Genomic DNA, 13177 nt, shown 5'->3' with positions numbered 1-13177 from the left:
TGCGCCCGGGTGGGGCACCGGCCCGCCGGGACGCCTACTTCTGGATGATGCCGCCGCTCACCACCAGGCCGTAGTTGGCGTCGATGACGCGGGTGTCGAGCTTGGCGTCCTGGACGATTTCATCGCCCAGCACCTCCACCTTCCAGACGCCGGCCTGGGGCTCGGCGAGGAAGACGTTCTCCACCGTGTCCACCTTGTTGGGGGTTCCCCCGGCCGTGGAGGTGTTGCCCGCGGACAGGCCGTTGTTGCCGTAGAAGACGATGCCCGCGGGCGACGTGACACGCAGGGTCAGGTCGTTGATGCGCGCCTGGGCGGCGCCCACCGTGCCGGCGGGGTCCGTGAAGACGAGGGTGACGTTGAGCTCCTTCTCGCCGGCGGCCACCACGACCTTGTATTCGTTGATGCCCAGCGGCAGCAGCGTGTCCGTCTGGTCGATGATGCTCGTCACCGCGGCGCGGTCGTACAGCCGCTTCAGGTCCGCGGTGCCCCAGCCCTGGCGCACGCGCGTCAGGTCGCCGTTGGAGCCGCCCGCGAGCCAGTTGTAGCGGTACGCCATGTTGATCATCAGCGCCTTGGCGGTGGCCATCTGCGGGCGGCTCTCGAAGACGTCCGCCTTGCCGCCGAAGCCCGCCCACACGCCCTCGTGCCACATCTGGAACAGCAGGCCGAAGTGGCCCGACGTCTGGGGCGTGGCCGCGCTGGTGCCGCTGAAGTTGTAGTACGAGGTGTTGCTGGTGTTGTTGGCCGCGCGGATGCCGTCGTAGAAGTACGACAGGTCCGGCTTGATGCGGCCGTCGGCGGCCGGGCCGGTGCTGGCGCCGCCGTTCCAGCGGTCATCCGGGCGGTCGGCGTTGTCGTAGTGGTACATGCCGCCCACGGACACGATGTTCTTGGCCCACGCCTGGGGACGCGAGCTGGTGGAGCCGGCGTTGCTCTGCGACTGGGTGCTGAGGATGGGCGCGCGCAACAGGTAGTCGTCCACCTCCGCGGAGATGGTGGTGTACGCGGTGGTCAGCGTGCTTCCCACGCTCGACGTCTGGAACACCGCGCGGTAGGGGCCCGCCGGGTCCGTCAGCTCGCGGTTGATGTCGTAGCGGGACTTGGCGCCGCCGAACTGGGTGGACTGGCTGTAGAGGAAGAAGATGCCCTGGCCGGAGGGCAGCATGCCGCGCGCGTTGGCGTCGACGCCCCGCGCGAAGTTGATGCTGTAGCAACTGGTGCCGTGGGCGGAGCCGGCGCTGGAGGTGCTGTGGATGATGGGCGGGGTGGCCCACTCCTGGTGGGTGGTGCGCAGCTCGGTGTCGAAGATTTCACCGCGCACGCCCTGACCCGTCCAGCCCTCGAGCGTCTCGAGCGCGGCGGCGCCGCCCACGAGGCGCACGTTGTTCATGTCCACCTCGCCGGGGCCACCCCAGCGGTCGATGTACTGCACGGCGTTGGAGCGCACGAGCTGCTCCAACTGGGGCTGGGAGAGCGTGGCCTCGACGCGCAGGCCCCCCGGCTCGACGAGCTCCACGGCGCCGCCCAGGGCCTTCACCGCGTCCGCGACCTCGCCCTGCCGCGCCGCGCCGCGCTCACCCACCATGATGGAGTAGCGCTGCGGCGCGAGCGCCGCCGCGCGACCCAGGAGGGCCGCGCGCAGGACGGGCTCCACGCGATACTCCGGGTGGTACGGGCCCACCCAGCGCACGAAGGGCAGCTCCGCCACGCGCTTGCGCGCGTCCGCGTCCAGCTCCACCAGGAAGGTGTGGTCCGTGAGGAAGCGCAGCACCTTGCCCTCGCGCTCCAGCGCCTCGCGCATCTCCGGGACGGGCGTGGCCGCCAGTTGCACCAACTGGAGCGTGTTCTTCGCGTCCGCCATCAGGAGCCCGGACACCAGGGGCTGGGCGTCGCGCAGCGGGTCGAACTGGAGGTGCTCCAGCCGCACCTGGTACGTGGTGGCCTGCACGCGCCCGGCGAGCTGCGTCCCACCCCGGCTGTAGGCGAAGAAGTCCTGGCGCCGTCCGTCCGCGTCCACCTCTTCCCAGGTGTGCAGTTGGAGCGCCGAGCCCGACACCTGGAGCGTCTTCAGCGACTGCACCGTGGCGTCCGTGCGGTGGAAGACGAGGCCCGCGCTCGTCACGAGCGCGAAACGGCCCGTCGCAGCCGCGGCCAGCCCGGAGATGGGCTTCGCCGCGAGCGCCGTGGCCGCCTCCACCACGCGCGCCGAGGCGCTCCGCGCGGCGCCGGGCCTCGGCGTGTCCTTCGCCGCCGCGAGCACCGGCAGCGGTGCGATGAGGCCCCAGCCCAGGGCCATGACAGAGAGTCGACGCCAGCGTCCCGCATACGACGAGAATGACGAGGTCATGCGTGTCTCCTGCTCGGGTTGCGCTTCGTGCTGCTGCCTCCGCCGCCTGCCTCCAGTAGGGGCGGCGGATTACGACATCTCTTGAAAACAAGTAAAACGAGATAAACTTGATAACGGCGACGAGCGGGTCGTGTCAACGCGAACGCGGTCCGCGGCGCGGCGCGAGCGTCAGCGGTCCGCGGCGCGTCCGGAGGCGCTGGCCATGGAACTCGTCGTGTTCATCGGGCTGCAGGGCTCGGGCAAGAGCAGCTTCTTCCGCGAGCGCTTCGCGTCGAGCCACGTGCTGGTGGGCAAGGACCTGTGGCCGAGCGCGCGAGACGAGGAAGCGCGTCAGCGGCGGGTCGTGGAGGAGGCGCTGTCGGCGGGGCGGGCGTGCCGGCGATGTTCGACGGGCGCGTGTGGTTGGGCGCGGACGCGCGCGCGGTGCTGGACTCCTTCGCATGGCGCCAGTCGGACGGCACCCGGTGCGCGTTGCAGGGCTGGTGCTACTGGACGCTGCGCAAGGAGGGGCTCTCCGCGGCGCAGGCCACGCGCGAACTGGACGGGCGGCCGGTGGCCTTCGAGCACGAGCTGCTCTTCCAGCGCGGCATCCACTTCGACGAGCTGCCGGCGTGGCAGCGCCGCGGCTCGCTCATCCGCTGGGAGCGCTCCACGAAGGAGGGCGTGGACCCGCGCGACGGCTCGCGCACGCGGACCACGCGCCGCCGGCTGGGCGTGGACGCGGACCTGCCCATGAAGGAGGGCTTCGCGCGGTACCTGCGCGAGGTGCTCGCCAGTCCGCTCCCCGAGGCGCCTCGAGTCGCCTCGCTCTCGGGAGGCTGTTCGGTCGTGGGACCGCGCTGCGCGCAATCGAACAGCCTCTCCGCCCGGGACTTCGTGATTCCGGGGAGTTGGAGGATGGCGGTGCTGGCACGGGGCTCGCTTTGCCTCCGCCGCCATGGAGACCTTCCCGCAGGACGTGAAGTACGCGCTGCGCACCCTGCGCAACAGCCCCGGCTTCACCCTCATGGCGGTGCTCGCGTTGGCGTTGGGCATCGGCGCCACGAGCGCGGTCTTCAGCGTGGTGAACGGCGTGCTGCTGCGGCCGCTGCCCTTCCGCGAGCCCGAGCGGCTCATGCGCGTTTACACCAACCTGCGGGCGTGGGACCTGGCGGAGGTCTCCTCGTCGGTGCCGGAGTACCAGGGCTTCCGCGAGCAGCTGCGTGCCTTCTCGGAGCTGGGCGCCTTCGTCCAGGGCAACGCGACGCTCACCGGTGGGGCGCAGCCCCGGCGTCTGGTGGTGACGCAGGCCACGGCCTCCTTCTTCCAGGTGCTCGGCGTGGCCCCCACGTTGGGCCGCGCCTTCACGGCGGAGGAGGAGCGGGTGGGCCACGCGCAGGTGGTGGTGCTCACGCGCAAGGCCTGGCGCGCGCACTTCGGCGGGGACCCGGAGGTGCTGGGCCGGACGCTGCGGCTGGATGGAGACTCCTACACGGTGGTGGGCGTGCTCCCGGAAGAGGGCATCTACCCGGTCGACACGGACGTCTTCATGCCGCTGGCGCCTCCTGCCGAGCACTTCACGGAGACCTACCGGGGGGCGCGCTACCTGTCCGTGCTGGGGCGGTTGAAGCCCGGCCTGTCGGTGGAGGGCGCGGGCGAGGACCTGGCGCGCGCGTCACGCGTGCTCGGCGAGGCGCATCCGGCGCACTACAAGGACGCGGGCTGGTCCATCTCCCTCAAGTCGCTGGAGGAGCGGACGGTGGGCGGCGTGCGCGGCACGCTGTGGCTGCTCCTGGGGGCGGTGGGCTTCGTGCTGCTGGTGGCGTGCTCGAGCGTGGCCAACCTGCTCCTGGCGCGCGGCGTGGCGCGTGGCCGCGAGGTGGCCATCCGCGCGGCGCTGGGCGCGGGCCGGGGCCGGCTGGTGGCGCAGTTCCTGACGGAGAGCCTGCTGCTGGCCGTGGCCGGGGGCGTGCTCGGCGTGCTGCTCGCGGTGTGGGGCATGGACGCGCTGCTGGCGCTGGTGGGGGACGCGCTGCCGCGGGCCGGAGAGGTGCGGCTGGATGGAGCGTCGCTCCTGTTCACCGCGGGCGTGTCACTGGTGACGGGCGGGGTGTTCGGGCTCGTGCCCGCGCTCCGGGCGAGCCGCGTGGACCTGGACCTGGCGATGCGCCAGGGCGCGCGTGGGACGGCGGATGGCGCGACGGGGCGGCTGCGGGGCGGCCTGGTGGTGGCGCAGGTGGCGCTCGCGCTGGTGCTGCTGGTGGGCGCGGGCCTGTTCGGCAGGAGCTTCCTCGCGCTGCGCGAGGTGGACCCGGGCTTCCGGTCCGACGGCGTGCTCGTCGGCCAGCTCTCCCTGCCCGAGGCCAGCTACGCGGGGGCCCCGCGTCAGGCGGCCTTCCAGGAGGACCTGCTGACGCGGCTGCACGCCCTGCCCGGGGTGGAGTCCGCGGGGCTCGCCAACCTCCTGCCGCTGTCCGGGCAGCGGGACAACACCTTCGACATCGAGGGGCGCAAGCTGGACTCCGCCGAGCGGCTGCCCGCGGTGCAGTACCGCGCGGTGTCCGCCAGCTACCTGCGGACGCTGCGGGTGAGGCTGCGCGAGGGCCGCATGCTCCAGGACTCGGATGACGCCCGCGCGCCGTGGGTGCTGGTCGTCAACCGGACGTTCGCGGACCTCTACTGGCCGAAGGGGGACGCGTTGGGGCAGCGGCTGAAGCTGCACGCGCAGGGCGCCCAGTGGGCGACGGTGATGGGTATCGTCGAGGACCTGCGTGAAGCCAACCCGGGTCTGCCCGCGCGGCCCACCGCGTACTGGGCGCTGGCGCAGCGGCCCTCGTCCAACCTGGGGCTGGTGGTCCGGCCGGTGTCGGGGGCGCCGGAGGCGGTGCGCGCGGGGGTCGAGGCGGTGCTGCGCGACGTGGACGAGGACGTGCCCCTCTTCGACGTGACGACGCTGGCGCGGCTGATGGACGACGCCACGGGCTCCCGGCGGCTGTCGGCGTTGTTGATGGGGCTGTTCGCCGGCGTGTCGCTGCTGCTCGCGGCGCTGGGCATCTCCGGCGTCATCGCGTTCATGGTGGTGCAGCGCACGCGGGAGATGGGCATCCGCATGGCGCTCGGCGCCGCGCGGGTGGACGTGCTCCGGCTGGTGCTGGGGCAGGGCCTGCGGCTGACCGCGCTGGGGATGGTCGTGGGCCTGGGGCTGTCGCTCGCGTTGAGTTGGGGACTGTCCCGCGTGCTGGGGCCGCTGCTGTACGGCGTGACGGCCCGCGACCCGTGGACGTTCGTGGGCGTGGCGGCGCTGCTGGGCGCGGTGGCGTTCGTGGCCACGTGGCTGCCGGCGCGGCGGGCCACGCGCGTGGACCCCATCATCGCGCTGCGGGCGGAGTAGGCCGTGCGGGGCTCAGCCGTTGACGCCCGGCCCCACCGGCAGGACGACCCACAGGTGGGGCTTGTCGTAGCGGGGCGGAATCATGCCCAGCGGCCAGCCGTCGGTGGTGACCTCCGCGTACTGGTAGCTGCGCCCGCCGTATCGAAGGCGCGTGCGCCCTCCCGGGAGGTCCACGCCCACCGCCGCGTGGGCGAGCGGGTCCGAGTACAGCACCACCGCGTCGATGCCCACCTGCTGGAGCAGCATCACCGCGAGCACCGCCTTGGAGTCGCAGTCGCCTCGGTTGCGCGCGGGCACCAGCGCGGGCGGGACGATGCCGAAGGGCTCGTCCCGGGGCAGCTCGTAGTGGATGCGCTGCACGAAGCCGAGGATGAGCTGCGCGGCCTGGGCGGCGTCGAGGTCGCGCTCGCGGATGGAGGCCTCGAAGCGCTCGCCCAGGGCCTTCACCGGCCCGGCGTTGCTGCGGATGAGCTCCTCGTAGATGCACCGCATGTCCGCGGAGCAGCCGCGCGGCGCCTGATACGTGAAGCGCTCGTCGCCCAGGGAGCGGTAGCGCAGCCGGCGCGCGAAGGCGCGGTGCTGGTCCTCGAGCCACGCATCCAGCGTGGTGCCCAGGCCATACGTCACGCGGTGCCGGGGCGGGCGGAGGCTCTCCGTGGTCCAGTCGTACGTCTGCGCCTGCTCCAGGGGCGTGTCGGGCGGCAGCAGCACCGCGCCCAGCTCCTCCGCGTCCTCGCCCTCCGCGAGGGGGGCGACGGCGGCCGTCGTGGGGCCCGGCTCGACCCAGCGGTCCACCGTGCCCAGGGCGACGACGGACACTCCGCCGACGACGCAGAGGCACACGACGAGCAGTTGGAGCACCGTCCGGCGGGAGCTGGGCGCGGGGGACGTCATCGGCTCACGACGGCGCGCGCAGCGTCCCTTCGGGGAGCTGGGGGAAGGGGATGAGGCCGTCGAGCGCGGACTGGAGGCCGGGCGCCGTCAGGAGGGCGAGCACCAGCAGCATCGCGGAGAGGATGAGCGCCGCGGCGACGTTGCCCTTGCGCACCTCGGCCAGCTCGTCGATGCCGGGCGTCATCCGGTCGAAGAGCAGGATGCCCAGCCCGAGCACCGCGACGCCCACGCCCAGCGACAGGCCCACGTGCAACGTCGCCACGAGGAGCAGCCGGCCCACCATCATCGGCTGGAAGGACGACGCCCGCACCGTCAGGTCCACCGCGTCGGACGTGGCCAGCACCGCGTGCTGGACCAGCATGCCCAGCGCGACGAGGCTCGTCGCGTGGACGATGCCGGCCGCGACGTTGCCCTGCTTCAACTCCTCGACCGGCTGGCTGCCGAGGATGCGGCTCAGGCCCCTCAACGCGAGCCAGATGCCCAGCGCGGCGACGAGGCCGCCCAGCACCACCTTGACGAGTCCGACGAGGAAGAGGACGGGGTCCATGCAGGGCTCCGTACTCTATATCGCCGCGCCCCGGGCACCGCTCGCCACGGACGTGGGGGGCCGGGCGCGGTGCCCGGCCCGCGGGGGTCGCCGCCTCGGAGGGGGACGAGGCGGCCTCGCGCCGCTCAGTACTTCAGGCCGGGCACCAGCGCGCCCGACGTCCAGCCGCGCCCCTTGGCGCTGAAGATGCCCACGCCGTAGGCGCTGCCCTTGGCCTCGATGGTGCGGCCGTCGCCCAGGCTGATGGCCACGTGCCCTGGCTTGAACAGCAGCGCGCCGCGCGTCTTCAGCGCCTCCGCGACGGAGAGCGTGGTGCCCTTCTGCTTGCAGTACGGCACCTGGTTCATCGTCCCGTCGGGCATGTGCACCCCCGCCTGCGCCGCCGCCCACTCCACCAGCTCCGAGCAGTCGAACGCCTTCGGGTTCGGGTCGTCCAGCCGCGTCTCCGCGCCGAAGATGTACTTGTCGCCCGCCTGCGCGAGCGCCTTCTGGACGAACGTCTCCACGGAGCCCTTGCCCTGCGGCGGCTTGCCGGTGGGCGGCTTCACCCCTCCCGCCTTCAGCGCGCCCCACGTCTTCGGCCCCACGATGCCGTCCTGCGCCAGGCCCTTCGCCTTCTGGAACGCCTTCACCGCCTTCTCCGTCTTCGGACCGAAGAGGCCGTCCACGGGCCCCGGGTTGAACCCGGCGGCGGCCAGGCGTTTCTGGAGGTCCGTCACCGTGGCCCCCTTGGCGCCCTCGCGCACCGTGGGGGGCGTGCTGGAGGTGGCGGTGGTGGCGACGCGTCGCGAACCCGTGGCAGAGACACCAGACATTTGAACCCCCGCTAAACGAGAAAAACCAGACTCTCGTGTTGTCGGGGATTGGGAAAATCAGGTTGTCTCGCCCTGGAGGGAGGGGTGGTCCTGACACCCTTTCAGGGCTTCGCGTCGCGAATCCACCACACGCGGAAGGTGTGGAGGACGCGCCCCTGATAGGTCCCGTACAGGTAGGCGGGGTCGTCCATGGCGCCGAAGCGGTCGGTGAGGGTGCTGGGGGCGAAGGGGCCATCCTCCTCGACCCAGAGCACGTCCTGGCCGGGGGCGACGGCGGGCGGGGGCCACAGGTCGTACTGGCTGAAGCGCACGGGGCCGGCGGTGCCCACGGGGACTCCCGCGTAGCGGGCCACCTGTGACGCGAGCTGGTAGTTCCCCGTGTAGACGGCGACCACGTCCCCCGGCTTCATGTCGGGGAAGAGCGTGTGGGGCGTGGCGAGTGCGGAGAGCACGTCCCAGCCCTGGGTGCGCCACAGCGCGGTGTCCCGTTCGAGGCGCAGCACCGGGAAGAAGAGGTGCGAGACGACGGCCAGGACCAGGGCGAGGTTGGTGAACACCGCGACGCGCTGCCAGGGGGGGCGCATGCCCGCCACGCCCACGCAGACGGAGACGTACGCCATGGCGGGCCAGTTGGCCTCGCCCCGCGCTCGCACCGCCGCGTAGCCGAAGAAGAGCAGCGGCACCACGGCGGCCATGCGCAGCAGCAGGTGCGCGCGAGGGCCTCGCGCCGCGTACACCCACGCGAGCGGGAAGAGGACCAGGCCCCCGAAGATGAACTGTCCGCCGACGAATTCGCCGAGCGTCGACCAGCCGCCCTGGCCGTCCAGCCCGTGCCGCAGTTGGAAGGCGACGCCGACCCAGTCGTGGCCCGCGTTCCACAGCAGCACGGGGGTGACGCAGGTGGCGGCGAGCGCGGCGGTGCCCCAGGCGCGCCGGGGGAACCGTCGCGTGGCCAGCGCGGTGAGGAGGAAGGCGGCGCCCAGCAGCACCGCGGGGAACTTCGACAGGAGCGCCAGGCCACAGGCGAGGCCCGCGAGCACCCACCGCTCGCGCCACAGCGCCCACAGCGCGAGCGTCCAGAAGAGCAGCAGCGGCGAATCCGGCGTCGCCCACGTGCCCGCCACCATGCCCCCTGGCACCACGCTCCACAGCGCCGCCGCGCGCCACGCCGCCGCGCGGTCGCCGTACACGTCGCGCGCCAGCCCCCAGACGGCGGCGACGGTGGCGGCGCCGCAGCCCAGCGCGGTGCCGTGGATGCCCAGCAGGGCGATGAGCCACGCCACCAGCGGAGGATGGTCGTAGTAGCCCCACGCCAGGTGGCGGGCCCATTGCCAGTAGTACGCCGTGTCGAAGTAGACGTTCGTGCCCAGCGCGAGCGCGACGCGGAGCACCAGCGCGACACCCACCACGACGAGGGAGCACTTCAGTCCAAGGCCAGCGGGGGATGGCGGGGCGGGTGCGGGAGAGACCATTCGCGCGTCGGGGTGGGGAGCGTACCAGCGCACCCGTTGGCCAGCGAAGGGTTGCGTCCTTTGGACTTGCCCTGTTTTCCCGTGCTCCATATTCCCCGGTGCATCCCCTCGCTCGGAGTCCGCATGGCTTCCCACCCCCCGTCTTCCGGTGGCTCGAATCGACTGGCCCAGGAGCCCTCGCCGTACCTGCGGCAGCACGCGGACAATCCGGTGGACTGGTTCCCCTGGGGCGAGGAGGCGCTCGCGCGCGCGCGGGCGGAGGACAAGCCCATCCTGCTGTCGGTGGGCTACTCCGCGTGTCATTGGTGTCACGTCATGGCCCATGAGTCGTTCGAGTCGCCGGAGATTGCCCGGTGGATGAACGAGGGCTTCGTCAACATCAAGGTGGACCGCGAGGAACGTCCGGATCTGGATCAGCTCTACCAGGGCGTGGTGCAGCTCATGGGGCAGGGTGGGGGTTGGCCGCTGACGGTGTTCCTGACGCCGGACCTGCGGCCCTTCTTCGGGGGGACCTACTTCCCACCCGTGGACAGTCATGGCCGGCCGGGCTTCGCGCGCCTCCTGGGGGCGCTGCGCGACGCGTGGGCGAACAAGCGCGAGGAGGTGCTGCGTCAGGCTGCGCAGTTCGAGGAGGGGCTCGGGGTGCTGGCCGCGTACGGGCTCGACGCGGCGCCGGGCACGCTCGTCCCCGCGGACGTGGTGGCCATGGGCCAGCGCATGGCGCGGCAGGTGGACCCGGTGAATGGCGGCTTCGGCGGAGCGCCCAAGTTCCCCAACCCCATGAACCTCTCGCTCCTCCTGCGCGCGTGGCGACGTGGGGGCGGCGCGCCGCTGAAGGACGCGGTGTTCCTCACGCTGGAGCGGATGGCGCTGGGGGGCATCTACGACCAGCTCGGCGGCGGCTTCCACCGGTACTCCGTGGACGAGCGGTGGCTGGTGCCCCACTTCGAGAAGATGCTCTACGACAACGCCCAACTGGTGCACCTGTATTCGGAGGCGCAGCAGGTGGAGCCCCGGCCGCTGTGGCGCAAGGTGGTGGAGGAGAGCGTGGAGTACGTGCGCCGCGAGATGACGGACGCGGGCGGCGGCTTCTACGCGGCGCAGGACGCGGACAGCGAGGGTGAAGAGGGGAAGTTCTTCGTCTGGACGCCCGAGGAGGTCGACCGGGTGCTGTCACCGGAGCGCGCCGCCCTGGTGAAGCGGCACTTCCACTTCGCGCCCCGAGGCAACTTCGAGCACGGCGCCACGGTGCTGGAGGTGGTGACGCCCGTCGAGACGCTGGCGAAGGAGCGCGGCGAGTCGGTGGAGCGGGAGCTGGTGGAGGCGCGCCGGGCGCTGTTCGAGGCGCGCGAGCTGCGGGTGAAGCCGGGGCGGGACGACAAGATCCTCGCGGGTTGGAACGGGTTGATGATTCGCGGGCTGGCGCTGGCGGCGCGCGTGTTCGACCGGCCGGACTGGGCGCGGATGGCGGTGACGGCGGCGGACTTCGTGCTGGCGAAGCTGTGGAACGGCCAGCGGCTGGCGCGCTCGTACCAGGAGGGACAGGCGCGCATCGACGGCTTCCTGGAGGACTACGGGGACCTGGCCTCGGGGCTCACGGCGCTCTACCAGGCGACGTTCGACGTGAAGTACCTGGAGGCGGCGGACGCGCTGGCGCGGCGCGCGGCGGAGCTGTTCTGGGACGAGGAGAAGGGGGCGTACCTCACGGCTCCGCGCGGACAGAAGGACCTGGTGGTCGCGACGTATGGCTTGTTCGACAACGCGTTCCCCTCCGGGGCGTCCACGCTGACGGAGGCGCAGGTGGCGCTCGCGGCGCTCACGGGCGACAAGCGCCACCTGGACCTCGCGGAGAAGTACGTGTCGCGGATGCGCGAGGGGCTGGTCTCCAATGCCATGGGGTATGGCCACCTGGGGCTCGCGGCGGACGCGCTGCTCGACGGCGCCGCGGGCGTCACGTTCGCGGGGACGAAGGACGCGGTCGCGCCGCTGCTGCGGGACGCGAACGCCGTCTACGCGCCGACCTATGCCTTCGGGTGGAACGCGACGGGGGCGCCGGTGCCCGCGCTGCTGAAGGACCTGTTCGAGGCGCGTGAGCCCGTGGGCGGGAAGGCGGCGGCGTACGTGTGCCAGCGCTTCGCCTGCGAGCGTCCACGCACGGACGCGAGGGGGCTGGCGGAGCGGCTCTCGGCGCCGGACGTCGGGTGAGGCGAGGGCCTGTCAGCTTCGACGGGCCCTCTCCCTGGGGGCCTACCGGACCTCGGTGACCTTCAGCGTGCCGATGAGGGGCGTGATTTCGGCGTTGCCCTCGCGCCCGAAGGCGAAGTGCGTGGCGTCCGCGACGGGCTGGTTGAACGTGGGGTCCAGCTGCGTCCACTCACCCACGAACGCCTCCACCCACTCGTGCCAGTACAGCGCGGGCACGCCGTCCTGGTTCACCATGTAGATGACCCCGTCCACGCGCCGGGCCGGAATCCCCGCCGCGCGCAGCAGCGCCACGGACAACAGCGAGTGCTCCGTGCAGTCCCCGCGCTTCTGGCGCAGCACGTCCGTCGCCCGGTCCGCGCTCGCGCCGTAGTCCTTCTCCAGGTGCGTGGCCACCCACGTGTTCACCTTCTGCGCCGCCCGGTACGCGTCCTTCTCGTCGCCGACAATCTTCTTCGACTGCTCGCGGATGACGGGCGTGTCGCTCTCCACCATGAGCGTCGACTTGAGGTTCTCCCCGCCCTCGGGGTCCGCCAGCGGTCGCGGCTTGCGGTTGGCGGCGGACGGCGCGTTGGCCAGCAGCGTCACCTCCACGCTGCCATCCGGCTGCGCCTCGTACTTCTGCCGGTAGGAGTCCACGCGGAACTTCTCCGGCAGCCCCTGCACCAGCAGCTTCACCGTCCCGGGCACCGCCCGCGCGGACTCCGGCAGCGGCTTGGGCAGCACCACGCGCGTCAAGCCGAACACCTCCACCAGGTCCATCCGCTTGGCGACGGCCTCCGTCTCCTTGCGCGCCTGCATCGTCTGGCCGAACTCCACCAGCACCATGTCCCCGCGCTGCGTGACGTAGGACACCACCGGCACCTTCTCCTTCTGGGAGAGCGTGCTCGCCTTGGCCAGCTTCACCTTCACGCCGTTGAGCGTGCGCTGCTCGGCGGGCTCCACCGTGGTGGCCATCCCGTACGTCTCCAGGTCCATGCCATCCAGGCTGAAGCCCTCCACCTTCGCCTTGCGCAAGAGCGCCACGCGGGCCTGGTCCGCGTCCTCCACGTGCTCCTTGGCGGGCGGCTGCTTCGGCAGCGTCTCGTCCGCGTGGCCCACGCGCTTGCGCACCACGCTCACCCCGTCCGGCGTGGCCGCGCCGTGCAGCTCCTGGTCGCCGCCGTCGCCCCGCTGCACGACGGTGAAGGACAGCAGCCGCCCCTGCGGTTTCGCCTCGTAGATGCGCTCCTCGCGGTGCGTGCGCTCGGACAGCCGCGTGCCCACCAGGGCCTTGAACGTGAGCTGGTTGGTGACCTTCACCTTCGTGGGGTCGCCCGGGAGCGGCTCCAGGTCGGTGAAGAGCCAGCCGACCTTCTTGTCCATGAGGTAGAGGCCGAAGTACTCGCCGCCCTTGGGGCGGGGGGCCTTCACCGCGTCGGACAGCTCGGCGGTGGCCGCGGGCGCGGCGGCCAGGGCGGACGAGGCACCCACCAGCAGGGCGCACAGGGACACGAGGGCCAGGGACATCGGTCGGGGCGTGCGGGTCAT

At 72.2% G+C, this 13177-nt stretch carries 8 protein-coding genes and 1 pseudogene; 3 read left to right on the top strand and 6 right to left on the bottom strand.

Translation table 11 applies throughout. The features are described from left to right. Positions 1-34: 34 nt before the first annotated feature. Positions 35-2347 carry a S8 family serine peptidase gene (locus LZ198_RS34805; RefSeq protein WP_253976450.1) on the bottom strand — a complete coding sequence of 771 codons (2313 nt, stop codon included), beginning with the start codon at positions 2345-2347 and terminating at the stop codon, positions 35-37. 381 nt (positions 2348-2728) lie between these two features. Here LZ198_RS34805 and LZ198_RS34800 point away from each other — a divergent pair. Then, positions 2729-2983 (top strand): annotated as a pseudogene (locus LZ198_RS34800) (tRNA(His) guanylyltransferase Thg1 family protein); the annotation flags it as partial. Positions 2984-3284: 301 nt separating this feature from the next. Further along, on the top strand, positions 3285-5717 hold the full coding sequence (locus LZ198_RS34795; protein WP_253976449.1) for an ABC transporter permease: 2433 nt from the start codon (positions 3285-3287) through the stop codon (positions 5715-5717). 12 nt (positions 5718-5729) lie between these two features. Here LZ198_RS34795 and LZ198_RS34790 read toward each other — a convergent pair whose 3' ends face one another. The 4 genes from LZ198_RS34790 to LZ198_RS34775 form a co-directional block, all read right to left on the bottom strand. Beyond that, complete coding sequence (locus LZ198_RS34790) at positions 5730-6611, bottom strand: hypothetical protein (protein WP_253976448.1); 882 nt, start codon at positions 6609-6611, stop codon at positions 5730-5732. A 4-nt stretch (positions 6612-6615) separates the two neighbouring features. Then, the gene (locus tag LZ198_RS34785; RefSeq protein WP_253976447.1) at positions 6616-7158 is read right to left on the bottom strand and encodes a DUF350 domain-containing protein; all 543 of its coding nucleotides are present in this window, start codon (positions 7156-7158) and stop codon (positions 6616-6618) included. 125 nt (positions 7159-7283) lie between these two features. After that, complete coding sequence (locus tag LZ198_RS34780) at positions 7284-7973, bottom strand: peptidoglycan-binding protein (protein WP_253976446.1); 690 nt, start codon at positions 7971-7973, stop codon at positions 7284-7286. A 101-nt stretch (positions 7974-8074) separates the two neighbouring features. After that, positions 8075-9382 carry a glycosyltransferase family 39 protein gene (locus LZ198_RS34775; protein WP_253976445.1) on the bottom strand — a complete coding sequence of 436 codons (1308 nt, stop codon included), beginning with the start codon at positions 9380-9382 and terminating at the stop codon, positions 8075-8077. Between the two features lie 186 nt (positions 9383-9568). Here LZ198_RS34775 and LZ198_RS43300 point away from each other — a divergent pair, with 186 nt between their 5' ends. Further along, the gene (locus LZ198_RS43300; RefSeq protein WP_267145498.1) at positions 9569-11650 is read left to right on the top strand and encodes a thioredoxin domain-containing protein; all 2082 of its coding nucleotides are present in this window, start codon (positions 9569-9571) and stop codon (positions 11648-11650) included. A 42-nt stretch (positions 11651-11692) separates the two neighbouring features. Here LZ198_RS43300 and LZ198_RS34765 read toward each other — a convergent pair whose 3' ends face one another. Continuing rightward, complete coding sequence (locus LZ198_RS34765) at positions 11693-13177, bottom strand: transglutaminase-like domain-containing protein (protein WP_253976444.1); 1485 nt, start codon at positions 13175-13177, stop codon at positions 11693-11695.

The organism is Myxococcus dinghuensis (assembly GCF_024198235.1).
GTDB lineage: Bacteria > Myxococcota > Myxococcia > Myxococcales > Myxococcaceae > Myxococcus > Myxococcus dinghuensis.
The sequence above is the reverse complement of the archived record's forward strand: the minus strand, read 5'-3'. Positions and strand labels throughout refer to the sequence as shown.